This is a genomic window from Pseudohongiella sp. O18 (assembly GCF_021729085.1).
Taxonomy (GTDB): Bacteria; Pseudomonadota; Gammaproteobacteria; order Pseudomonadales; family Pseudohongiellaceae; genus Pseudohongiella.
Window position 1 is genome coordinate 946,528 of record NZ_JAJSAR010000002.1, and the last position, 23,517, is coordinate 970,044.

Consider the following 23,517-nt stretch of genomic DNA (forward strand, 5'->3'; position numbering starts at 1 on the left):
CGCGTCAGCGACGCCGCTTGTTGTTGCGGGTCGGGCGTCGGGTTGTCCCCGTCGGAGGCGTCATACCTGCCGTTTCATACAGACCAATGACCTCGGCAGTTTTCATCTCGTAGAACTGACCCTTTTTGACGCGACTGGGAATGAATACCGGCCCGTAACGCACTCGCTTCAGGCGGCTGACACGCACACCCTGCGATTCCCAGAGTTTACGCACCTCGCGGTTACGTCCTTCCATGATCACCACGTGATACCAGCGATTCCTGCCCTCACCGGCAAAAAACTGCACATCTGTAAAGCGACACAGATGTTCGTCAATCATCACACCCTTGAGCAGGGTCTTGATCATTTCATCGCTCACCTCGCCCATCACGCGGACCGCATATTCACGATCGATGTTGGCTGAGGGATGCATCAGGCGATTTGCCAGCTCACCATCAGTGGTGAACAGCAGCAGTCCACTGGTATTGAAATCCAGACGTCCTACCGCAACCCAGCGACCATGTTTGATGGGCGGCAGATGGTCATAAACTGACGGACGACCTTCAGGGTCCTTGGCACTGCAGATTTCATTTTCGGGTTTGTTGTAAAGCAGCACGCGTGGCAGATTGCCGTCACCCGAAGTGTTGGCTACCTTTTTGCCATCCACCATGATGGTGTCAGTTGCCGATGCGCGGTCACCCAGCGTGGCGATCTTGCCGTTAACACGGACACGCCCGTCACTTATCCAGGTTTCCATTTCGCGGCGCGATCCGAACCCGGCGCGCGCCAGTACTTTCTGTAATTTCTCGTCCTGTTGGACTTCATTTGTCATCAGATTCTTCTTCCTGCTTTTGGCGGCCGTAACCCAGAATATCGTCCAGTGGACGTTTGGCCAGCGCCATCGCCTCGTCCTCATCAATCAATTTGTCCGGATCTACCGGCTCGGCATCGGGATCCTCACCTGCATCGCTGTCTTCATCAGGCAAAACAAGTACGCGACCCTCGTGCTCTTCACCCAGGTCCAGCTCCGGGTTCAACTGGTCAAGGTCACGGATTTCGGCCAGTGGTGGCAGTTCCTGAAGGCTCTTTAGATTGAAATGATCAAGAAAGTGCCTTGTGGTCGCAAACATGGCTGGCCGACCGGGCACATCACGGTGCCCCACTACCCGTATCCACTCGCGATCCAGCAGGGTACGGATAATCGTCGAGCTGACGGCAACGCCCCGGATTTCCTCAATATCCCCGCGGGTTATCGGCTGGCGATAAGCGATCAGACCCAATGTCTCCAGCAGAGCACGGGTATAACGCTGTGGTTTTTCCTCTGACAGCCGGCCTATCCACGGACTGAGATGCTGGCGTACCTGAAAGCGGAACCCCGAGGCCACTTCCTTGAGTTCGAAGCCGCGACCCTCGCACTGCTCTGCGATCCGGGCCAGTGTCTCACGGATCTGATCGTTTGCGGGGCGTTCTTCTTCCACGAACAGCTCTGCCAGCGCTGCTACCGACAGCGGCTTGCCAGCAGACAGCAGCAGCCCTTCAATGATCTGCTGCAGCAGGCTCTCGTCTATTTCCTGCGGCGCGTGGGTAATTTCCTCTACTGCCGCTTCCTGCTCTTCAGTCTGGCCATCGCTGGCGTCTGTGTCGGGACCCTGAGCGTTTTGCTGCTCGTCATCCCGCTCATTGTCTGTCATTGCATCCGTACTCATATCAACTGACTCATTTCTGTTCTGTTAGCTGCGCGCCTTGATGTGGATGGGAGCAAACGGTTCATGCTGCACGATATCCACCAGTGAATCCTTGATCAGTTCCATTACCGCCAGGAATGTAACTACCACGCCTAACCGGCCCTCTTCCCGCATCAGCAGGGATACCAGCGGCACAAAACGCTCACTGGACAGACGCACCAGGATCTCAGCCATTTTCTCCCGGGTGGAGAGTGTCTCGCGCTGCACCTGGTGATGCTCGAACATATCAGCACGTCGCAGGGCACCTGCCAGCGCCGCCAGAATTTCGTGCAGCTCCACGACCGGGTCAGGTGAGGTCCGCTCAAGCTGCGGGCCTTTGGCACCGGCCAGATAAATGTCGCGCTCTATGCGTGGCAGATTATCCAGGTCCTCGGCAGCCTTTTTATAGCGCTCATACTCCTGCAGACGGCGAATCAGCTGGGCGCGCGGATCCTCTTCGTCCTCTTCCTCGTCCTTGCTGCGTGGCAACAGCATGCGCGATTTGATCTCTGCCAGCATGGCAGCCATCACCAGGTATTCGGCAGCCAGCTCAAACTGGTGCGACTCCATCAGATCAACATAGGCCATGTACTGCTCGGTGATCAACGACACATCAATATCGAGGATATCGATATTCTGTCGTTTGATCAGGTACAGCAGCAAATCCAGCGGCCCTTCAAAGGCCTCAAGAAAGACTTCCAGCGCGTCCGGCGGGATATAAAGATCCTGCGGCAGCTGAGTGATGGCTTTGCCGGCAACATAGGCAAATGGCATCTCGGTCTGCGGTCTCAGCTCCTGATTGCTGGATTCAGTGTCGGTCATTTCACTCATCGCAAATTGGTCTTCATCGATAGGCCAGCCCCATCGCTTCGCGAACATCACGCAGCGTTTCACGGGCGGACTCGCGAGCCTGCTCGCAGCCATCAGCCAGAATGGAGCGCACAAGGTCAGGGTCTTTTTCGTACTGACGGGCTCGGTCCTGGATCGGTTCAAGTTCAGCCACCACCGCATCAATAACTGGCTTTTTGCAGGCCAGACAGCCGATCCCCGCATTGCGACAGCCGTCCTGTACCCAGGCTTTGGTGCTGTCGTCGGAGTACACTTCGTGAAGCTGCCATACCGGACACTTGTCCGGGTCACCCGGATCGGTCAGACGCACCCGCGCCGGATCCGTGGGCATGGTGTTTATTTTTTTGGCAACCGTGTCCAGTTCTTCGCGCAGAGGAATGGTATTGCCATAGGACTTGGACATTTTCTGACCATCCAGACCCGGCATCTTGGCAGCAGGCGTCAGCAGCGCCTGCGGCTCCGCCAGGATCATCTTGCCACTGCCTTCCAGGTAACCATACAGACGCTCGCGGTCCCCCAGAGAAATATTCTGTTGTTCACGAATCAAAGCCTGCGCTCGTTCCAGGGCATCGTGGTCACCCTTCTCCTGATAGGCGGTGCGCAGCGTCTGGTAAAGGCGCGCGGCCTTCTTGCCCATTTTCTTGACGGCAGCAACCGCATTCTCCTCAAAGCCAGGTTCACGACCGTACAGGTGATTGAAGCGGCGTGCCACTTCACGCGTCAACTCCACATGCGCAACCTGGTCAGCGCCCACCGGTACCTGGCCGGCTCGGTAAATCAGAATGTCGGCGCTTTGCAGCAGGGGGTAACCCAGAAAACCATAGGTTTCCAGATCCAGGTCTCGCAGCTTCTCCTGCTGGTCCTTGTAGCTCGGCACTCGTTCCAGCCAGCCCAATGGCGTCATCATGGACAACAGCAGATGCAGCTCAGCGTGTTCCGGCACGCGCGACTGGATGAACAGCGCAGCCGAGCCCGGGTTCACACCGGCAGCCAGCCAGTCAATGACCATGTTCAGAGCATGTTCTTCAATCATTTGAGGGGAGGCGTAATGGGTGGTAAGCGCATGCCAGTCAGCCACAAAAAAGAAGCACTCAAACTCGTGCTGTAGTTTGACCCAGTTCTTCAAAACGCCATGATAATGGCCAAGATGCAGCTGCCCGGTCGGACGCATCCCCGACAGTACCCGTTTTTGTGATTCCACTGTAGACAAACGACCCTCTCCCTTTCGCTAAAAAACAAGGCCGTATTATGGCATGAAACAATGACGGCGTACGGACTTTAAACGCGCCGCAGCCTTACTGGAATGGCGCCGGATCACCCTTGCCTGCACGGACAAGTTGTGGACTGCCGTCGACCAGATCGACAACCGTGGTTGCCTCAAGGCCGCAGGCGCCACTGTCCACGATCAGATCCACCAGATTACCCATCTGTTCCTCGATGTCATAGATCTCGGAAAGCGGATGTTCCTCGCCCGGCAGAATCAGACTGGTGGTCATCACCGGCTCGCCGGTTGCCTCCAGTAGCGCCTGCGCAACCGCATGATCGGGGATTCGCAAGCCGATGGTTTTTCGCTTTGGATGCATAAGCCGGCGCGGCACTTCGGCGGTGGCCGGCAGGATGAACGTATAAGGGCCAGGTGTGTAGGCCTTGAGCAGACGATAAGCACTGTTGCTGACACGAGCATAGGTGGCAATTTCCGAGAGATCCCGGCACATCAGAGTCAGGTTATGCTTGTCAGACAACTGCCGAATACGGCGAATGCGCTCCAATGCGTTCTTGTCGCCAATATGACAGGCCAGTGCGTAGGTCGAATCTGTCGGGTAAACCACCACACCGCCACCCAGCAGTATATCGGCGGCCTGACTGATTTTGCGCGGTTCCGGATTATCCGGATGTATTTCCAGCGTTTGTGCCATAACCGTTAATCGAGATCCTTGGTTGTTCCGTGTGTTAATGGGGCTGAGTTTGACTCAAGACCTGAGCGCCTTTCGGTTCGCCGTCAGCCCGGGTTTGCCTTTGTACAGGGACTTTCCTATGATCGGCATCCTCGATTGGCGCCGCATCACAAAGGGTGCTAACCCGAAAAAGTAGCAAACAATAACAGGCCGCCTGAGCAAAGTCGACCAATGCAGGTCGGCATGGCCGGCGGCTACACAAACGAGGAATTTCAATGCTCTATGCCATCATCAGCGAAGACGTCGAGAACAGCCTGCCACTGCGCATGCCGGTCCGCCCGGCCCACCTGACACGCGTGGAAGCGCTCAAGGCCGAAGGTCGTCTGATCATTGCCGGACCGCACCCGGCCATCGACAGCAATGACCCCGGCGATGCCGGATTCACTGGCAGCCTGATCATCGCCGAATTCGAGTCTCTGGAGGCCGCCCGCGCCTGGGCTGACGAAGACCCCTACGTCAAGGCTGGCGTCTACCGCAGCGTCACGGTCAAACCCTTCAAGCAGGTATTGCCCTGACAAGCGGCCCGCAATCAGGGCGTGGGTGCCGGTCGCAGATCCGGGTATTCACGATCCAGAATCGCGTTCCAGACTATCAGATCAATGGACTTGCGCTCCCACAGGGGCGCAATGTCACCCTCAATGGTCACCTTGACCATCGTATCCCCGCGACGAATGCTGTTAACAACATCCATGCCACTGGTCACATAACCGAAGACCGAATGCCCACCATCCAGATGCGGCGTGGGCAGGTGAGTTATAAAAAACTGGCTGCCATCTGTACCCGGACCCGCATTGGCCGTGGATATCACGCCCGGCCGATTGTGACGCAGATTGGTCTCACCGCTAAAGGTATAACCCGGGCCACCACGGCCGGTTCCTTCCGGATCGCCGGTCTGGATCATGAAGCGCGGCTCGACGCGGTGAAAAGTCAGACCATCGTAGTATCCACGCATGGCCAGATTGACAAAATTGGCCACCGAGGTTGGCGCGGCCCGCTCGTTCAGGCTCAGCACGATGTTGCCCCGACTTGTCTCTATCGTGGCGGTGATACCCTGGGCTGAAACACTCGCCATCCAGCTGAGCGAGAGACCTGCTGTCAGCACAAACTGGAACACAAACTTCAGCAAACCACGCTTTGCATACAATCCGAATTTCAACGCAACCTCCCATTCAATCGCATTAACCATCTACGTCACTTCGTATCAACAGACATCAAACCCGCATCCAGATCCAGTGTTACCGGTGCGTGGTCAGAAAAAAATGCGTCCGTATAAATACCGGCCGCTTTCACTGCAGGCACCAGGCCTGGCGTTATCACGTGGTAGTCGAGACGCCACCCAACGTTCCTGGCGCGTGCCTGACCGCGATTCGACCACCAGCTGTACTGCTCTGGCTGCTGATTGACCAGCCGGAACGAATCAACATAACCGACTTTATCATATAGCGTATCCAGCCACGCGCGCTCTTCAGGCAAAAAGCCCGAGTTTTTCTGGTTGGCCCGCCAGTTCTTCAGATCAATCGGCTTATGACACATGTTCCAGTCAGCGCAGATGACATATTCGCGGCCATCAGCGCGAAAACGCTTCAGTAGTGGCAGAAAGCGATCCAGAAATTCGAACTTGAAGGCCTGCCGCACTTCGCCGCTGGAGCCGGAGGGCATATACAGCGATATGACACTCAAGCGACCAAAATCCGCCTGCAGATAGCGCCCTTCACTATCAGCTGCCTCCCAGCCAAGGCCGTACTGGACGCGATCGGGCTCGCGGCGCGAGAGAATTGCCGTACCCGAATAACCCTTTTTCTCAGCATCACAGTAGTAACAGTAGTAGCCCTCGGGCCGGAAAACAGAGTCCTGCAGCTGGGCATCCTGCGCCTTGGTTTCCTGAATACAGAGAACGTCCGCGCCATGATCAGCAAACCAGTCGAAAAAGCCTTTTCGGGCGGCCGAGCGGATGCCGTTAGCGTTAAATGTGGTGATACGCATACCTGTTCCCGTCTGCCAGAGCTAAAAACGCGCAAGTGTAACCCCGCAGGGATGGGTCAGCAATTGACTCAACCCGACCAGTCGGACTGAAAACCCGTCATTTTGCCGCCAAAACGTTACGCTCTACCGCACAACGAAAAATATTTACAAAAAAGTGTTACCTTAATTCGCATTTGTGTTACTATACGCATCGTTGCCAAGGCCCAAAACGCCGAAAGTAACAAAACAGGAAACACACCGTTGTTTTAAAACGTTTCGAGAGCCCAAAAGGAGAGATATTCATGAGCGAACTGATCATCAGCGCACGAGCCGCATTGATCACAGTCACTGTTGTAACAGCTTCAATCGCTGTTCCAGTACTGACCATCCTGGCAAACAGCTAATTGCCAGATGGTTCTGCCCCTTAAAGGCAGACCTTGCGCCAGGCGCACAATTTCGGTGTCGCACCACAGACTCAGGTAGCAGACACCCGTCTCAGGATCCGACCCTGAGCAAATTAAAGATTCAGTGAATTCGCGGCTACACTGCCCAACAGGAAGACGCAGATTCAACAGGTTTTGCTAGTGCTATATCCGCGTGGACGGTTTTTTCGCCAGCTCTGACTTGTCAGCGCTGGCGTTTTTATTTTTGGTCCTGGAATGTTTTCAGGGCAGGCTTGCCCGGCCTGCATCAGGCCACTGTCTTCAGCTTGTCCACAAAATGACATGGTTTGTGGCGACTATCGAGCTGCTGCGCAATGATCCCTTCCCACGCCGTTCTGCAGGCGCCCGTTGAGCCAGGCATACAGAAAACGATGGTACCGTTGCTGATCCCGGCAAAGGCGCGGGACTGAATGGTAGAACTGCCGATCTCTGCGTGAGAAAGATAACGGAAAATCTCACCAAACCCATCAATATGCATGTCCAGCAGCGGTGTGACCGCCTTGACGGTATTGTCCCGATGCGTAAAACCGGTGCCGCCGGTCAGTAACACGGCCTGCACCTGATCATCTGCGATCAGTGTGGCAACCAGCGCGCGCAGTTTATAGGTGTCGTCTTTGACAATATGCTTTGCAAGCACCTGATGCCCGGCGTCTGTCAGACTCTGCTGCAGAAAACGCCCTGAACTGTCTGTCTCCTCAGTGCGGGTATCAGAGACGGTCACAACGACCGCATTCACAGGCTTGAAGCCTGACTCACCTTTGCTCATGCTTGCTCACTAACCTCCAGTCATATTCATCAAACGCACAGGCTGCGCATAGTCCTGCTCATAAAAATGGTGTCGCTCTGGCTTCAGGTCCATGGCCGCGATAATCGCTGCCTTGAGCTCATCGCTGGCGGGCTCCCGCTCCAGATCAGCCAGTGACAGTTCATCCGGTGGTGGAGGTGCCAGATCAGCCACCGCCCCGCGATGTCCGCGCAGTACCGCGCGCAGATCTGAGGAGTGTTCGTTGCCAAGGCACAACAGCAGGCGGCCTTCCACAGTAACGCGCACGCGATTGCAGTCAGCGCAGAAATTGTGCGACATCGGTGAGATAAAGCCGATTCGGTTGTCGTAGCCGGCTACGTTGTAATATTTTGACGGGCCCGCAGTCTGAGCATCAGTGCTGACAAGCGTATACCGACTCTGAATCTGCTCGCGGACCCAGTCGTTACTGCAGACGGTGTCTTCACGGGCATGATCCGAGGCCTGCCCCAGCGGCATTTCCTCAATAAAAGCAATATCCACGCCCTGCTCCAGCGCGTAGTCGGTCAGGGCCATTACTTCGTCATCGTTATAACCCTTCATGATGACGCTGTTAAGGCGTATACGCTCGAAACCCTGTTTTCTGGCCTCGGCTATACCTGCCATGACGCGCTGCAGACTGCCAACCCGGGTAATACGTTTAAAGCGATCGGCATCCAGGCTGTCGATACTGATGTTGATGCGATTGACACCTGCATCACGCAGCGGCCCTGCCAGTTTTTCCAGTTGCGCTCCGTTGGTGGTAAGCAGCAGCTCATCCAGCCCTGGCAATCGTCCAAGCGCCTCGATCAGCGACATGACGTTGTTGCGAACCAGCGGTTCACCACCGGTCAGGCGCAGGCGTCTGACACCCAGTTCAGTAAAGGCCTTGCCGAGCTGGTAAATCTCTTCAAGGCTCAGCACCTGCCGTCTGGGCAGAAAGGTCATTTCTTCGGTCATGCAGTACACGCAGCGAAAATCGCAACGGTCTGTCACCGACAGACGCACATAGTCGACACGCCGTCCGAAGCGGTCAATCAGACCCTCTTTCTCGGCATTCGCTATCACGGCATCAGTAACCGCGTTGTCAGTGGTACTACTGCTTACACTCATTATCCACACTCAGAGGGAGGCAACACATTTTGCCTGCCATTTGAAAACGACTTGTCGAGCCAACTGTCGGCTCAGGGTACAGCATCGCTGATCAGCATCTGCAATCTGACCGGCTCCGCCCCGGAACTGTCAGCATCTGCAGCTGGCTCATCAGCTGATGTGTTCAGCTTAACAGGTTCTGAGCGCACCTGATAATCGCCGCTTTGCACATCAGCGGTTCCACCCACAGCCACAGTGGCCACCACAATGACCTCCTCTGCCGAGGAAAGGTTAAATGGGCCCACCGCATCAGTATCACTCAGGCTGACAATTGCCGGCAGATCCGCGACAGTCATCAATTTCGCTGCCAGCGGTGGACCGGGACGGCTGGTGTCCTGTGCCGACACAAACACGCGCGTCTCGCCAGGGACATCGATTTCAGGTGACAGTGCCAGGCTGATCTCAAGTTGCGGCGTGCCTGCCGTATCGACTTCACCACCTTCCTGCTGCATCAACTGAGCCTGCGCCTCGGCGATCATGGCGCGCAGGAACTGGGCATCTTCACTGCCCTGCACGGTACTTCCCAGCAGCTGCTGCCAATAGGTCAGAGCTGACTGATAATCGCCGTTAACAAATGCGTCGGCGCCAAGCAGCTGCAATACCGACGGTTCGGACGGGTTGAGACGCTGCGCGCGGGTGATGATTTCCTGCACCCGCCCGGTCATCTGCTGACCCTCCGCAACATACTGTGCCTGCGCGTATTGCCCGAGGATAACAGCCTGGTCCTGAGGATGCTCAATATTGTCTGCAGCATTTCGGAACGCCAGCGCGGCTTCATTGAACTGTCCCAGCGACACCAGGTTACGGGCCATGAAATACCAGGCCCAGCCATTACTGCGATCTTTCTCGATCACGGCACCCAGTTCAAATATCAGCTCCTGCAGGGCCTGCGGATCGTCTTGAGCCTGTCGGCTGCGCTCAAACAATTCGGCGACGCGCAGGTCATTGCCAGCTCCCCATATACCGTACAGATAAATACTGGCTGGCAGCATTGCCAAAACCATGATCACTGGGATCAGGCGCGATGGACCAAGCCATGACAAGGGTTTGCCTGGTTTCTTTTTGCGATCAGCAGGGTTCAGGGCATCGGCACTGACGTCACTCAGCACTGTACGTGACAGCTCCGCCTCAAGCGCGTCGTACTGCGGCTTATCGATCAGCCCTTCATCAAGCTCTGCCTGCAGTTCGGCCAGGCGTTCGCGGTAAATCCTCAGGTTGGCGGCGTCGCGCTCGCGCTCACCCACTACCACACGCTTCGAGTGTCGCAGCAGCGGGAGCACCACAAATACAATCGCCAGCACAAATAGCAGGCTGCTGATTATCCAGAACAAGTAGTCACCTCAAGATCGGTTGGTGGGGTTGTCGGCATCGGGCTGATCATTCAGCAGGCGGGACAACCGGGCTTTTTCCTCGGCGCTCAGCGTCACTGCCGTTTCGCGCTCAGTCTCATCAGTCGTCTCCGCTCTGCCGCCACTGCTGCGGGTGATGTTGCGTGCAATCCACACACCAGCCAGCAGGAACAGGATGGGACCAAACCACAGCAAAACTGTCTGCAGCGTCAATCGGGGACGATACAGAATAAAATCGCCATAGCGCTGCAGCATGAACGCTTCAATTTCTTCATCGCTCATGCCTTCCATGATCATGCGATAGATCTCGCGACGCAGATCCGCTGCAACGCCACCCGGCGAGCTGCTCAGATTGGCGTTCTGACACATCGGACAGCGAAAATCATTGGATAGCTGGCGAAATCGCTGCTCCTGCTCGGTGGTCTCGAAATCATAGACATCCACCGGCGCCTGCGCCTGAACCTCAGGACTGATGATCATCCACACGGCGAACACGCAAGCAAGGCAGGCCAGCAGGTACTGCGGCTGCAGTCGGCGGCCCGGTATCAGGGTTGCAGAAACGCTCATGAGCCTGCCACCTGGTTCTCCGATTGCAACTGACGGACAACCGGCATTATCTCATCCTGCCAGGCACGGTAATCGATGGTGCCGATATGCTTGTAGCGGATGAAACCATTGGCATCCACAATAAAGGTTTCAGGTGCACCATATACACCCAGGTCAATACCATAGCGGCCAGTGTCATCAACTATATTCAGCGTGAAGGGATTGCCGTTAATGTCCAGCCATTCACGCGCGGCATCATCGGTATCTTTGTAGTTAACGCCGATAATGGGCACGAGGTTTTGCTCACGCGCTGCCATGAAAATCGGATTTTCCTGCAGGCACGGCAGACAGTAGCTGCCCCAGATATTCAGGATAAACGGTTCATCCGGTAAATCCTCGACAGTCGCCAGTTGATCGCCAGGTTCCAGCGTGCGCAGCTCAAAGTTGGGCAACTCCCGGTCGATCAGCATGGATGGCAGCGTTCGCGAATCCAGATACAGGCCGCGCCACATGAACACCGCCAGTACTGCAAACACAATAACGGGAAGAAACAGCTTCAGATTTTTCATGATCAGTGCTCTCCTGCCAGCCTGGCTTCAGCCGGCTGCTCATCAGCGCTGGCCTGCTTGCTGACCTTGTAGCGTCGATAACGTTTATCAGTTACCGCAAGAATGCCACCAAAGGCGATGAAGATGGTTCCCAGCCAGATCCAGCGCACAAAGGGTTTGACGTACAGGGTCATCGACCAGGCACCATTGTCTCGCGGGTCACCCAGCGTCACGAACAGATCGCGCAGGAAGCGACCATCAATACCCATGTGGGTCGCGGGTGTATTGCTGGCTGTGTAGAGCTGCTTCTGCGGATGCAGCGTACGCAGGAACTCGCCGTCACGCAGCACCCGGATCGTGCCCTCATCAGCTATATAGTTGGGCCCCTGCACTGGCCGCGTACCTTCAAACACAAAAGTGTAACGCCCCAGGTCTGCCTGTTGCCCGGCCTGCAGCAACACACTGCGTTCAATGCTGTAGATACTGGTCAGGCAGGCGCCGGCCATGGTCATGACAAATCCAAAATGTGCCAGCTGCATGCCCCAGTAACTGACCGGCAGACTCTTGAGCCCCGCCATCAGCGACGGTTTGTTGGCCACTTTGCCGGCCACATCACGCAGCATCGAGAACATGATCCATAGCGCCAGAACACACACACCAATAGTGCCAAGTGGTACAGACATGGTCAGCAGCACCGGTATCGCCACACCCAGCACTACCGCAGCAATGGCCACGCGTGTCAGCTGTTGCCGCAGATACTCACGTGAAGTGCGCTTCCAGCGCGCCACCGGACCGATGCCAAGAAGTACAACCAGAATGCCCATCAGGGGTACAAAAATGGTATTGAAGTACGGCGGACCCACCGATATCAGGTCTCCACCGGAAACCGCCTGGTACACCATGGGATACAGGGTACCGAGCAGGATTGCGGCACTCGCCACGACCAGGATAAGGTTGTTGGCCAGCAGGAAAACTTCTCGAGACCAGTTGCCGAATCCGAACTCACTTTTGAGAATGGGCGCACGGATGGCATACAGCAGCAGCGACCCGCCGACGATCAGACCCAGAAAACCGAGGATATATACGCCGCGCGTCGGATCCGTTGCAAACGCGTGGACCGAGGTCAGCAGACCCGAACGCGTGATAAAGGTACCCAGCAGACTGGAGGCAAAGGCCATGATGGCCAGTAGCACGGTCCAGCTCTTGAACACGCCACGCTTTTCTGTTGCCGCCAGCGAGTGAATCATTGCCGCACCGAGCAACCAGGTGATCAGCGGCGGATTCTCTACCGGGTCCCAGGCCCACCATCCACCCCAGCCCAGCTCGTAATAGGCCCACCAGGAGCCCAGTGACAGCCCCAGCGTAAGAATCGCCCAGGCAGCATTGGCCCAGGGCCGGCACCATCGCGCCCAGGCCGCATCCAGACGCCCGCTGAGCAGTGCGGCGACGGCAAAGGCAAACACCACAGAAAAGCCAACATACCCCATGTACAGCGACGGCGGATGCACGATAAAAGCAAAATCCTGCAGCGCCGCATTCAGGTCAGCACCGTCTGCCGGTGGCAGCGGCAGGACACGATCAAAGGGGTTTGATGTCGCCAGCATGAACAGCGTGTAACCCACGCAGATCAGACCCATGACACCGAGCACACGGGCGATGAATTCCTCGGGCACAGATTTGCTGAAAATGGCCACTGCCAGCATCCAGCCCCCCAGCATCCAGGTCCAGAACAGGAAGGAGCCTTCGTGACCACCCCACACTGCCGTTATCTTGTACTGCAAAGGCAGATTGGTGTTGGAATGGTTGGCAACAAACTGCACGGAAAAATCGTCGGTGACAAAGCTGTAGCCCAGAATCACCAGACTGATGCTCAGAAAAACAAAAACACCAGCCGTCAAAGGACGTGCCAGCGACATCCACAGCGTGTTGTCACGAGCGGCACCGATTATTGGCAATGTGCCCAGCACAATGCTCAGGCAGAAGGCCAGGATCAGCGCAAAATTACCAAGTTCCGGAATCATCAGGTGCCTCCCTGCGTCATGCTGCGCTGCAGCTCGGCAGCATCCATGGCGGCTTTGACCTCGGGACTCATATAGTTTTCATCGTGCTTGGCAAGGACCCGCGATGCTATGAATGTGCCATCTGCTCCCATAGCTCCTTCCACCACAATGCCCTGCCCTTCGCGGAACAGGTCGGGCAGTATGCCGCTGTAATAAATATCGACGTCATGGCTGTAATCAGTGGCAATAAAACGCACCTGCAGGTCCTGCTGATTGTGCTCGACAGAACCTTCCTTGACCATGCCACCAACGCGGATTCGCTGACCTGGTGTCACTTCTCCGGCAGCCACCTGTGACGGTGTAAAAAACAGATCAATATTGCTGCTGAGTGCATACAGCGACAGGCCAATGGCAACACTCAAACCTGTGGCAATAAACAGAATAATACCCAGCTTCTTTCTGCGATGCGGTTTCATGACTGGCTCCCATTGTCCGGGCCAGCGTGGCCCGCCCCTGATGACGTCGACCGGGCCCGCGCTGCCAGCTCGGCATCACGGTTGGCCCGGCGTTTCTGTTCCTGAACAAACTGTTTGCGCTGCAGGCGCGGCTGCAGCAGGTTGTAACTGATGAAGATGGCAAACAACAGGTAGACAATCCACACGTGAAAGGTGTAATTGCCCATCTGGAGAAACTCACCCAGGCTTGAAAACTGCAGTGTCGGCATGATCGCTCCCCTCAGGCCCTGGCCACCAGATCTTTCACCCATTGCGACCGGCGTTCGCGAACCAGAATTTCATTCCGGGTGCGCAGAATCAGGGTAATGACAAAAAATACGTAAACGGCGCAAATCATGATGACCAGTGGCACCCACACTTCCGGCGGATTGGGTGATACAGGATCCATGGAGTAGTCGCTGGAGGGCTGGTGCAGTGTATTCCACCACTCCACGGAGTACTTGATAATTGGCACGTTGATGGCACCCACTATAGACAGTACTGCGCAGGCTTTGGCAGCGTTGTCAGGGCTTTCAATCGCCGAGCGCAGAGCCACTACGCCAATAAACAGGAAAAACTGGATCAGCATGGAGGTCAGTCGTGCATCCCAGGCCCACCAGGTACCCCAGATCGGCTCACCCCAGATCGCGCCGGTAGCCAGCGCCAGGCCGGTAAACCACAGGCCTATGGGTGCCGCACATTTGGCAACCATATCTGCCAGTTTCATCTTCCAGACCAGGGTAATAGTGCCCGCTACGGCCATCAGCGGAAATGCCGCCAGTGAAATACTCGCCACAGGTACGTGAACGTACATGATGCGGATGGTTTGCCCCTGCTGATAATCCTCAGGGACGAACAATAAGGCCCAGGTCAGTCCAATCACGCCCAGTAATACCATCGCTGCGTACAGCCAGGGCAACCACTTGCCGGACAGTTCATAAAACCAACGCGGCGACCCCAATTTAGAAAACCACAGCCACATGACCGGCTCACCCTACCCCAAGCTATTGATAAGTGGACTATAACATGGGCATTCTAACGCCCCTGTTACGCTTTGTAACGCTCTATCGGCGTTATCATTCAGATCGATTAATTCACGCTGATCCGCAGTGCGGCGGCTGATGCCAGTGGCGCCATTGTCAACGTCAGCGCCAGTATGGCGCCCAGCAAGGCGAAATGAGTGCCGACTGGCAGGCCAAACATAATGTCGCTCACCGCTTTGGCGCCGATTATAAGCACGGGCATGGACAGTGGTAAAACGATTACGGCCAGAATCAGCCCACGACTGCCCAGTCCCACTGTCAGTGCCACGCCGATCGATCCGATCAGACTCAGTACTGGTGTGCCAATCAGAAGGCTCAACACCAGCGTGACATAGGCTTCTTGCGGCAGGTACAGCATATAAGCCAGCAACGGCGACAGCAGCACAACCGGCAATCCCGCGATCAGCCAGTGGGCAATATTCTTGGCCAGCACCAGAAAAAACAGCGGCTGGGGTGACAGCAACAGCTGCTCCAGCGAACCGTCTTCGTAATCTGCACGATAGAGATTGTCCAGTGACAGCATGGACGCCAGTAGCGCTGAGACCCAGACTACACCTGCCGAGATGCGGGCCAGCTCCACCGGATCCGAACTGACCCCAAGCGGGAACAGGGTCACAACAATTAGAAAAAACATGATGGGATTGAGCAGGTCGTTGCGACGCTTGAAAGCCACCAGCAAATCTCGCTTCAGCGTAGCGACAAACGCTGCACTGGTGCTGACAGTCACCGCAGATGATGTGGAGGTCGGCTGCGTCATGAGGCAGGCACCACCGTGCGTTCCGAGGGATTGTCGAGATTGACTCGGTGCAGTTCGCAGGGCACATCCAGGCGGTGGTGGGTTGTCACCAGCACCGCCCCACCCTTGCCCACATGCTCGGCCAGCAGCAACTCAAGGTCGCGGACACCGTAGACATCAAGCGTGGTAAAGGGTTCGTCGAGAATCCACAAGGCAGCCGGACTGATCAGCAACCGGGCCAGCGAAACCCGCTGGGTCTGCCCTGCGGACAGATTGCGACAGGGAATATCTTCGTAGGCTCGCAGGCCTACACGCGCCAGGGCCGCTTCGATTCGATCGTCTTCTACTGGACTATGTAGTGAGGCACTCCAACGCAGATTCTCGCGCGGTGTCAGGATTCGGTTTACGCCCACTCGGTGCCCGATATAGAGCAGTGATGCCAGAAAGGTCTCACGCTGCTCTTCAACCGGCTGACCGCGCCACAGAATCTCGCCTTCGTAACTATCGTTCAGGCCGCACAGGATTCGCAGCAGCGTAGTTTTACCGCTGCCATTGCTGCCCAGCACCTGCACCAGCTGACCGGCATGAATATCGAGCTGAAAATCACTGAAAAGCACGCGCTCATCTCGTTCACAGAACAGCGAGCGGGCCTGAAGCAAGGGGACGCCGCCGGACTGCTCACGCGCAAAGGTCGCGGATCCAGGCGCAGCGGAGACGGGAGATTCTGAAGAAGAAGTCGGCAGGCTCATCCCTGCCATTATAAACGCTTTGCAGGACGCTTGTCTTTAAGACACGCGTCCGACACCACGCGCGGCCATCAGTGAAACCAGTTTGGCTTCGGCCTCTGAAAGCCCACAGGACTTGACCAGATCTTCCGGCGCCGCGCCCATCTGGATCAGTTTGCTCGCCTGGGCATAGGTCAGACTGCCGCTGTCCTTGTTTTCCAGGTCTTGTTGACGACGCTGGGTCTGGCCCAGCCGTTGATCAACGGCCGCCAGCGCCTTGCCCAGCGTGAGAATCGTTTTGTTGCTCTCGCGCTGCAGTGCCTCCTGCTTTTTGCGGCTTTCCAGCAGTGCCTGCTCCAGACCGCGGATACGGCGCAGATTGGCCCATTGCATCCCCATGACCACCAGCATCAGCAGCGCGGAGACAGCGGTCAGTGCAGCAAGTACGATTAATGTCATCGTGTTTTCCTGGTTAGTTGTCCAGCTCGGCCAGTTCTTCTTCCGTCAACAGCTTGTCCAGCTCGACCAGAATCAGAAGCTGATCTTCGCGATGGCAGACACCGGTGATGAATCGGGCTGTTTCGTCTTTATTGACCTGCGGGGCAGTTTCGATTTCCGACCCGCGCAGGTAAACGACTTCCGCCACACTATCAACAACAATACCAAGCACGTGTTTGCCAATTTCCAGAATCACAATACGTGTGTTGTCATCTGGCTCACGATCATGCAGACCAAAACGGCGGCGCGTGTTGATCACAGAGATGACAGTGCCACGGATATTGATGATGCCCATGACATAGTCGGGGGCACCCGGAACCGGGGCAATATCCTGAAACTTCAGCACTTCTTTGACGACCATGACATTGACGCCATAGGTCTCGTTTTCCAGGTTGAATGTCACCCACTGCAGGACCTGATCGTCCAGTTTTTTAGTTGCCTCTGCCATATCTACCTCTATCCAGGCGTCAAATTTTTAGCGGCCACACAGCGGAATTGTACGTCTGAGGTCAATTTCCTGCCGATCAGCTGGGCCTTTGCCGGCATGAGTGCCAAAAAACGGCACTGATACCGATGAGCATGCAGTTTTTGTACCAATTAGCTCTTGTTCTTGTCCAAGCCGCGATCGGCAGATGCCAGCATTGAACTCAGCACTTCCACATCCAGCAGGCTGCACAGACGATCAAGCAGTGTTCCCGCCAGCCAGGGCCGACTGCTGCCGCCCTCACGCCAGCGCAGCTGCGATGGCTCAAGGCGTACTGACTCTTCAGCGTGACTGACGGCAAGACCCCAGAGCGAATCGCCGAGCACAATCACAGACTGGTAGTCCTGCCAGTGCTTGCGATCAGCGGGGCAACGCTCCGGCATTAACAGATCAGCAGTATCAATCACCCGAATGTTTTTCCCATTCCAGCGCAGAAGCCCCATAAACCAGCTTGCCTGACCGGCAACCGGCTGAATTTTGCCGTCTTCAATCGGACAAATGCCGCCCAGATCGTGCAGTGGGACCGCCATGTCCATCTCCAGGACACTAAACAGCAGACTGGCGAAGGGTTTGTTTGCCCATTCCGGCGCCTGGCGAAGCCCCCGAACCTGCTGGGCCGCTTCGGCGATTTCCAGCGTATTAAGCTGAGTCTCGGCATCCACATCAGCCTTTTTGGCGGCGATGGGCTCTTGGTCAGATTCTTTTTCCGCTGCTTTTCCCGCGACCCGCTGTTCAGTTTTTTCCTCCGCTGCAACTGCCACTGCGGAGGTAGCCTGCAGGGCCGGCTCTTCGACAGGCTCTTCAAGCGCCGGCTCAGCCACAAATTCCTGTTCGACAACTGGCGGGACGACGGCTTCCTCGTCAGCAAGGGCTATGTCGGGATCAGCGAATGTTGGTATGCGTCGGGATTGTGCAGGCACGGCCCGAACCGACGGCATGAAATCCTGCGTGACATCTCTCAGCAATGCGTCAAGGTAGTCCTGAACAACATCCACTTTTGCAGCCGTCCTGATCTCACGCATGGCTTGCCTCCACAGTGCCGGCCAGTCGATCAGCCTCCATCTTCAAAAGCGTTTTAAGCAAACTGCCATAGGCCTGCACTCCACGGCTTTCAGGGTCCAGCGACAATGGCGTTACACCCTGAGAGCTGGCATCGCGCAATCGGGTATCGACTGGAATGGCCGCCTGCCAGGTAACCTCAGGCCAGGTTTTTCGCATATAGCGGAAACTGCTGACGCTGGCGTGAGTGCGGCGGTCAAACAGCGTTGGCACCATAAGGAATGGCAATGGGTGGCGGCGTGACCGGTTGACCATCTGCAGGGTATTCAGCATTCGCTCCACGCCCTTGATGGCCAGAAATTCCGTCTGCACCGGGACAATCAACTGTTCCGAGGCTGCCAGGGCATTGATCAGCAATACACCCAGTGTGGGTGGGCTGTCGATCAGCACATAATCAAAGTCATCCCAGAGCTTGCTCAGCGCTCTGGAAATGGCCAGCCCCATGCCCTCCTGGGTGACGGCGCTGCGCTCAAGAGTAGCCAGCGCAGTACTGCCCGGGACCAGCATCAGATTCTTGTAGGCCGTTGGCTGGATGCTCTGGCGCAATACCTGGTCCGACAGGCGCCCGGGTCCAACAAACCACTCAAAGCTGCTGCCGGCTGCATTCTCGGGTGCGTGTCCGAAGTAACTGCCCAAGGACCCCTGCGGGTCAAGGTCCAGCATCAGCACACGTTTACCCCGATCAGCCAACAGGCTCGACAGCGCCACCGTTGTGGTGGTCTTGCCGACTCCGCCCTTCTGATTGGCTACCGACCATACATGCATGTCAGCATATCTCCTGACAAAGACGCGCTGCCACCTTGTTCAACGGCAGCACCTCGTCTACCAGACCTGCTTTGGCAACAGCCATGGGCATACCATAGATGACTGAACTTTCTTCATCCTGTGCCCAGATTGTTGCCCCGCTTGTTTTTAACATCCTGGCACCATCACGACCGTCAGAGCCCATGCCAGTCAACACAACTCCCAGCACTTTGTTACCCAGGTCGCGTGCTGCCGACCCGAAGGTCACGTCCAGCGATGGTTTGTAATTCAAGCGCTCATCACCGTCAATGACTCTGACCCGCAAAGAACTGCGCCCTTCCACCAGCATCTGCTTGCCACCTGGCGCCAGATAGGCATGCCCGGGTTTCAGCACGTCACCATCACTGGCCTCGGCAATACTTATCCGGGCGATGCGGTTCAGACGCTCGGCAAACGCACGTGTAAAGGTGCCAGGCATATGTTGTACCAGCAGTATTGGCAACGGAAACGAGTCTGGCAGCTTTGTCAGCACCTCCTGCAGTGCCATCGGGCCACCGGTTGAGGCTCCAATAATCACCAGTTGCGCGTGACGCAGATTGCCACGCCCTGATGCCGCTGGCTCGTAGCTGCGCGTCTCCGCCTGCGCCGGCGCTGCCGCGGGTGCGCTGGCAATGGCTGCCGGCGCTGACCGGCTGCGGCTGCGTGATACAACCACAATGCGTTCACACAGAATCTTCTGCAGTTCTTCAGCGTGGTGCGAAATATCTTCAAAGTTTTTGGGCAGGTAATCAACCGCCCCGGCTTCCAGCGCATCAAGTGTGACACGCGCCCCCTCATAGGTAAGCGAGGAGAACATCAACACAGGTGTGCGACTGGCCTGCACAATGTGCCGCACGGCCGTAATGCCGTCCATGACCGGCATTTCATAGTCCATGGTGATGACATCCGGCTTCAGTCGAGCCGCCTGGTCCACGGCTTCCTGACCATTGACCGCTGTTCCGATTACTTCCAGGCGACTGTCGGCATTGATCAGCTCACTGAGACGCCGGCGAAAGAAGCCCGAATCGTCAACTACCAGAACCTTTATTGTCATAGTGTCAGTTCCTGTTACGCTGCATATCGCTTCAGCAGACCGGGCACATCAAGGATAACGGCAATGCGACCATCACCGGTAATCGTGGCACCAGCCATACCCGGAGTTCCGTGCAGCATACGACCCAGGGGTTTGATGACAACCTCTTCCTGACCGATCAGCGTGTCGACCACAAATCCGACTCGCTGTGTACCCACGTGCACTATGACAACGTTCGCTTCAGTCTTGATGGCATCGCTGCCACCCTGATGGGTCAGCCAGCGGCGCAGATGGAACAGTGGCAACGCCTTGTCGCGTACCGTCACCACCTGCTGCCCGTCGACGACGTGGGTTCGGCTGAGATCCAGATTGAATATCTCACTGACATTCGCCAGCGGCAGCGCGAAGGTCTGGTCTCCAACAACGATCATCAGCGTCGGCATGATGGCCAGGGTCAGGGGTACCTTGATTTCAATACGCGAGCCTTTGCCCGGATTCGACTCGATGGCGATGGTGCCATTGAGCTGCGAAATTTTGGTCTTGACCACATCCATACCCACGCCACGGCCAGAGACATCCGAAATTTCGGTTTTGGTCGAGAAGCCTGGTGCAAAAATCAGATCAAAACATTCAGAGCGGCTCAGTCGATCCGCAGCATCCTTGTCCATCAAACCTTTTTCAACGGCTTTGCGGCGCAGCACATCAGGATCCATGCCATTGCCGTCGTCACTGATGGTCAGCAGAATATGGTCGCCTTCCTGCTCAGCTGCGAGCAAAACTGTTCCCTGACGCGATTTGCCATTCTTCTCACGCTGCTCAGGCAGTTCAATACCGTGGTCCACGGCATTTCGCACCAGGTGCACCAGCGGGTCTGCCAGCGCCTCTACCAGGTTTTTGTCCAGATCGGTTTCTTCACCGTGCAGCTCAAGCGCGACTTCCTTCTTGAGGTTACGTGCCAGGTCTCGCACGACGCGCGGGAAGCGACCAAACACTTTCTTGATTGGCTGCATCCGCGTCTTCATGACAGAGGTTTGCAGGTCGGCTGTCACAAGATCCAGATTGGCAACCGCCTTGGACAGTGTTTCATCTGCAGCAGTGGAGCCTATACGAACCAGACGGTTTCGGACCAATACCAGCTCACCCACCATGTTCATGATTTCGTCCAGGCGACGGGTATCAACACGGACGGTTGTTTCCGGCGCCTCTTTGGCAGCTGCGTTAGCGGCTGCTGCCGGAGCGGCTGGCTGGGCACTGGCCGCAGGCTTGCTGTCTGGCACTGCCCGCAATGCTGGCTTGGTGGCGCTGGCTGGTTTGGCCGCACTGCCCGTTTTAGCACTGGCGGGTTTGTCATTTTTGCTGGCTTCAGCAGTTTCAGCCTTTTTCTTAGCCGCGCTGACAGCGCCAGATGGCACACCACCATGTGAACCTGAACCATGCAACTGGTCCAGAAGGGCTTCAAATTCTTCGTCGGTTATTTCATCGCCGCCACTGGCCGAGGCAGTCGCGCTCTGCTCTGTTTCTGCAGGCTCTAATGAGCTTTCGTCAGCCGATGGCTGGCTGGACGAGCCGACGGACTGCTTCGCGGTATCGGCCGGCTTCTCGGGAGATACTTCCTTTGCAGCTGAAGGCTCTGGCGTTTTGCCCTGCAACTGATCCAACAGTGCTTCAAATTCTTCTTCAGTGATTTCTTCGTCGTCGCTGGCACTGATGCTGCCTTCGGCGTCCGCCGCGATATCAGCAGAGTCGAGAGAGGCCAGCAGCTGGTCAAATTCCTCATCACTCATATCGTCCGTGCTTTCTTCAGCAACGGGTTCGGGATTGTCAGCCAGCGGCTCTGTGATATCTTCGCCGCTGGCCAGGGCCTGCAGTGCATCAAGCAATGTCTGGGGGGCTGGATCAGGAGCCTGCCCCTCCTTGACCTGGGCAAACATGCCATTAACGGTGTCCAGCGCCTGCAGTACTACATCCATCAGCTCGGCCGTTACTTTGCGGTGACCGTTGCGCAGATTGTCAAACAGGTTTTCGGTGACATGGCAGCAATCCACCATGGCATTCAACTGAAGGAAGCCGGCGCCTCCTTTGACGGTGTGAAAACCGCGAAAAATGGCGTTCAACAGGTTCTTGTCATCCGGTTGTTTTTCCAACTGGACCAGCTGTTCAGAGAGCTGTTCGAGAATTTCTCCGGCTTCAACCAGAAAATCCTCAAGAATCTCTTCGTCGTCAAAAAAACTCATGTTGTCCACCTTTTCTACCTGAGCGTTATCAGCTGCCCGCTGTTGCGTTAGTCAAAAACCCAGGCTGGATAACAGATCGTCTACATCATCCTGACCCGAAACAACATCCTGGCTGGTTTTTGTCTGCGGGCCTTCAGCACGCAGGCGCCGTTCAGCATCCTCTTTCGGATCGTTAACTTGCACCACTCGTTCAATCCCGGCTACTTCTTCAACACTACTGGCCAGCTTGACCAGATTAACCAGGCTTTTTTCCACATCACTGACCAGACCGATGACACGCTTGATCACCTGACCGCTAAGATCCTGAAATCCCTGTGCCATCAAAATGTCGGTCAGGTTGCCGTGCAGGCCACTGCCTTCCGAATTTACGCGTGACAGCAGGCCACTCACGTCTTCAAAAAGCTTTTTCTCATCTTCGGAGCAAGAACGTGAGGCGACGTACTGAGCCCAGCGATCACCAACCTCATTGCTCTGCTCCACCATGCTCTGAATAATCGGGATCGAGTCATCCACCCGATCCATGGTTTTGTTGGCGGCTTCTTCTGTCATCTTGATAACGTAGTTAAGCCGGCTTCGGGCGTCCGCCATCTCAGACAGTTCGTGTTCAACCTCGGCGCTGCCTGTCACGTTAATGCCAACGTGAAAGTCGCGGATGGCGTTGTGCAGGGCCCGGGTCAGGCGCCCCACTTCACGATAGAGCAACTCGTAGCGTTCCTGGTCTATCTCAGCCATTGACGGTCCCTCAGCTGGTGGCTTCAATGCGCTCAAAGATCTTTTCGATCTTCTCCTCCAGCGCAGCAGCCGTAAAAGGTTTAACTACGTAGCCATTGACCCCTGCCTGCGCAGCCGCAATGATCTGATCCCGTTTGGCCTCCGCGGTTACCATCAGCACAGGCAGTCCGCGCAGCTTCTCGCTGGCCCGCACAGCCTTCAGCAGATCGATTCCGGTCATGCCTGGCATGTTCCAGTCGGTAATCAGGAAGTCAAAACTTCCGTTTTCCAACATGGGCAGGGCGGAGTTGCCGTCATCAGCTTCGGCTGTATTGGTAAAACCAAGATCCCGCAACAGGTTTTTGATAATTCGACGCATTGTTGAGAAGTCATCAACAATGAGAATCTTCATGTTTTTGTCCAAAACCG

27 protein-coding genes are annotated in these 23,517 nt (G+C 56.2%); 1 reads left to right on the forward strand and 26 read right to left on the reverse strand.

The genetic code is table 11. The features are described 5' to 3' along the window. Nucleotides 1-4: 4 nt before the first annotated feature. From rluB to LVD14_RS11635, 5 genes are all read right to left on the reverse strand, one after another. Nucleotides 5-811, reverse strand: coding sequence for a 23S rRNA pseudouridine(2605) synthase RluB (gene rluB / locus LVD14_RS11615; RefSeq protein ID WP_237134237.1), 807 nt, complete (start codon nucleotides 809-811; stop codon nucleotides 5-7). Further along, nucleotides 801-1,685, reverse strand: a complete 885-nt coding sequence (gene scpB / locus LVD14_RS11620; RefSeq protein WP_272907277.1) for an SMC-Scp complex subunit ScpB — start codon at nucleotides 1,683-1,685, stop codon at nucleotides 801-803. The genes rluB and scpB overlap by 11 nt, the downstream gene beginning before the upstream one ends. 24 nt (nucleotides 1,686-1,709) lie before the next feature. Next, nucleotides 1,710-2,534, reverse strand: a complete 825-nt coding sequence (locus LVD14_RS11625) for a segregation and condensation protein A (protein WP_237134238.1) — start codon at nucleotides 2,532-2,534, stop codon at nucleotides 1,710-1,712. Between the two features lie 13 nt (nucleotides 2,535-2,547). Beyond that, nucleotides 2,548-3,762 (reverse strand): tryptophan--tRNA ligase, encoded by a 1,215-nt coding sequence (locus LVD14_RS11630; RefSeq protein ID WP_237134239.1) that lies wholly within the window; start codon nucleotides 3,760-3,762, stop codon nucleotides 2,548-2,550. Between the two features lie 85 nt (nucleotides 3,763-3,847). Further along, nucleotides 3,848-4,468 carry an L-threonylcarbamoyladenylate synthase gene (locus tag LVD14_RS11635; protein ID WP_237134240.1) on the reverse strand — a complete coding sequence of 207 codons (621 nt, stop codon included), beginning with the start codon at nucleotides 4,466-4,468 and terminating at the stop codon, nucleotides 3,848-3,850. A 254-nt stretch (nucleotides 4,469-4,722) separates the two neighbouring features. Between LVD14_RS11635 and LVD14_RS11640 the strand changes: the two genes are divergently transcribed. Beyond that, a complete protein-coding gene (locus tag LVD14_RS11640) occupies nucleotides 4,723-5,022 on the forward strand; it encodes a YciI family protein (RefSeq protein WP_237134241.1) in 300 nt (99 codons plus the stop codon). A 14-nt stretch (nucleotides 5,023-5,036) separates the two neighbouring features. On the opposite strand, the gene LVD14_RS11645 is transcribed toward LVD14_RS11640, so the two are convergent. The 21 genes from LVD14_RS11645 to cheY all read right to left on the reverse strand — a co-directional run bounded on the left by LVD14_RS11645 (nucleotide 5,037) and on the right by cheY (nucleotide 23,512). After that, entirely contained in the window at nucleotides 5,037-5,663 is a 627-nt protein-coding gene (locus LVD14_RS11645) for a peptidylprolyl isomerase (protein ID WP_317622137.1), read from the reverse strand. 35 nt (nucleotides 5,664-5,698) lie between these two features. Then, nucleotides 5,699-6,490, reverse strand: coding sequence for an exodeoxyribonuclease III (locus LVD14_RS11650; protein ID WP_237134242.1), 792 nt, complete (start codon nucleotides 6,488-6,490; stop codon nucleotides 5,699-5,701). Nucleotides 6,491-7,159: 669 nt separating this feature from the next. Further along, nucleotides 7,160-7,678, reverse strand: a complete 519-nt coding sequence (gene moaB, locus LVD14_RS11655; protein WP_237134243.1) for a molybdenum cofactor biosynthesis protein B — start codon at nucleotides 7,676-7,678, stop codon at nucleotides 7,160-7,162. Nucleotides 7,679-7,687: 9 nt separating this feature from the next. After that, the gene (moaA, locus tag LVD14_RS11660) at nucleotides 7,688-8,806 is read right to left on the reverse strand and encodes a GTP 3',8-cyclase MoaA (RefSeq protein WP_237134244.1); all 1,119 of its coding nucleotides are present in this window, start codon (nucleotides 8,804-8,806) and stop codon (nucleotides 7,688-7,690) included. A 71-nt stretch (nucleotides 8,807-8,877) separates the two neighbouring features. Next, on the reverse strand, nucleotides 8,878-10,176 hold the full coding sequence (gene ccmI / locus LVD14_RS11665) for a c-type cytochrome biogenesis protein CcmI (protein ID WP_237134245.1): 1,299 nt from the start codon (nucleotides 10,174-10,176) through the stop codon (nucleotides 8,878-8,880). Nucleotides 10,177-10,185: 9 nt separating this feature from the next. Continuing rightward, nucleotides 10,186-10,761, reverse strand: a complete 576-nt coding sequence (locus LVD14_RS11670) for a cytochrome c-type biogenesis protein CcmH (RefSeq protein ID WP_237134246.1) — start codon at nucleotides 10,759-10,761, stop codon at nucleotides 10,186-10,188. Beyond that, nucleotides 10,758-11,309, reverse strand: coding sequence for a DsbE family thiol:disulfide interchange protein (locus tag LVD14_RS11675; RefSeq protein ID WP_237134247.1), 552 nt, complete (start codon nucleotides 11,307-11,309; stop codon nucleotides 10,758-10,760). The genes LVD14_RS11670 and LVD14_RS11675 overlap by 4 nt, the downstream gene beginning before the upstream one ends. A gap of 2 nt (nucleotides 11,310-11,311) precedes the next feature. Then, on the reverse strand, nucleotides 11,312-13,309 hold the full coding sequence (locus tag LVD14_RS11680; protein ID WP_237134248.1) for a heme lyase CcmF/NrfE family subunit: 1,998 nt from the start codon (nucleotides 13,307-13,309) through the stop codon (nucleotides 11,312-11,314). Then, complete coding sequence (gene ccmE / locus LVD14_RS11685) at nucleotides 13,309-13,764, reverse strand: cytochrome c maturation protein CcmE (protein ID WP_237134249.1); 456 nt, start codon at nucleotides 13,762-13,764, stop codon at nucleotides 13,309-13,311. The genes LVD14_RS11680 and ccmE overlap by 1 nt, the downstream gene beginning before the upstream one ends. Next, nucleotides 13,761-14,012: a heme exporter protein CcmD gene (ccmD, locus tag LVD14_RS11690; RefSeq protein ID WP_237134250.1), complete on the reverse strand. Its 252-nt coding sequence runs from the start codon at nucleotides 14,010-14,012 to the stop codon at nucleotides 13,761-13,763. The genes ccmE and ccmD overlap by 4 nt, the downstream gene beginning before the upstream one ends. Nucleotides 14,013-14,023: 11 nt before the next feature. Next, the gene (locus LVD14_RS11695; RefSeq protein ID WP_237134251.1) at nucleotides 14,024-14,764 is read right to left on the reverse strand and encodes a heme ABC transporter permease; all 741 of its coding nucleotides are present in this window, start codon (nucleotides 14,762-14,764) and stop codon (nucleotides 14,024-14,026) included. A 107-nt stretch (nucleotides 14,765-14,871) separates the two neighbouring features. Then, entirely contained in the window at nucleotides 14,872-15,582 is a 711-nt protein-coding gene (ccmB, locus tag LVD14_RS11700) for a heme exporter protein CcmB (protein WP_237134252.1), read from the reverse strand. Further along, nucleotides 15,579-16,319, reverse strand: a complete 741-nt coding sequence (ccmA, locus tag LVD14_RS11705) for a cytochrome c biogenesis heme-transporting ATPase CcmA (RefSeq protein ID WP_237134253.1) — start codon at nucleotides 16,317-16,319, stop codon at nucleotides 15,579-15,581. Before ccmA ends, ccmB begins: the two co-directional genes overlap by 4 nt. A gap of 27 nt (nucleotides 16,320-16,346) precedes the next feature. Beyond that, nucleotides 16,347-16,745, reverse strand: coding sequence for a DUF2802 domain-containing protein (locus LVD14_RS11710; RefSeq protein WP_237134254.1), 399 nt, complete (start codon nucleotides 16,743-16,745; stop codon nucleotides 16,347-16,349). A gap of 13 nt (nucleotides 16,746-16,758) precedes the next feature. Continuing rightward, on the reverse strand, nucleotides 16,759-17,232 hold the full coding sequence (locus LVD14_RS11715; RefSeq protein WP_237134255.1) for a chemotaxis protein CheW: 474 nt from the start codon (nucleotides 17,230-17,232) through the stop codon (nucleotides 16,759-16,761). Between the two features lie 149 nt (nucleotides 17,233-17,381). Beyond that, a complete protein-coding gene (locus LVD14_RS11720; protein WP_237134256.1) occupies nucleotides 17,382-18,290 on the reverse strand; it encodes a chemotaxis protein CheW in 909 nt (302 codons plus the stop codon). Further along, nucleotides 18,283-19,092 (reverse strand): ParA family protein, encoded by an 810-nt coding sequence (locus LVD14_RS11725; protein ID WP_237134257.1) that lies wholly within the window; start codon nucleotides 19,090-19,092, stop codon nucleotides 18,283-18,285. Before LVD14_RS11725 ends, LVD14_RS11720 begins: the two co-directional genes overlap by 8 nt. Before the next feature lies 1 nt (nucleotide 19,093). Continuing rightward, on the reverse strand, nucleotides 19,094-20,164 hold the full coding sequence (locus LVD14_RS11730; protein ID WP_237134258.1) for a chemotaxis response regulator protein-glutamate methylesterase: 1,071 nt from the start codon (nucleotides 20,162-20,164) through the stop codon (nucleotides 19,094-19,096). A 14-nt stretch (nucleotides 20,165-20,178) separates the two neighbouring features. After that, nucleotides 20,179-22,377: a chemotaxis protein CheA gene (locus tag LVD14_RS11735; protein WP_237134259.1), complete on the reverse strand. Its 2,199-nt coding sequence runs from the start codon at nucleotides 22,375-22,377 to the stop codon at nucleotides 20,179-20,181. Nucleotides 22,378-22,428: 51 nt separating this feature from the next. Further along, complete coding sequence (locus tag LVD14_RS11740) at nucleotides 22,429-23,109, reverse strand: protein phosphatase CheZ (protein ID WP_237134260.1); 681 nt, start codon at nucleotides 23,107-23,109, stop codon at nucleotides 22,429-22,431. A 10-nt stretch (nucleotides 23,110-23,119) separates the two neighbouring features. Further along, the gene (cheY, locus tag LVD14_RS11745; protein WP_237134261.1) at nucleotides 23,120-23,512 is read right to left on the reverse strand and encodes a chemotaxis response regulator CheY; all 393 of its coding nucleotides are present in this window, start codon (nucleotides 23,510-23,512) and stop codon (nucleotides 23,120-23,122) included. Nucleotides 23,513-23,517 lie beyond the last annotated feature (5 nt).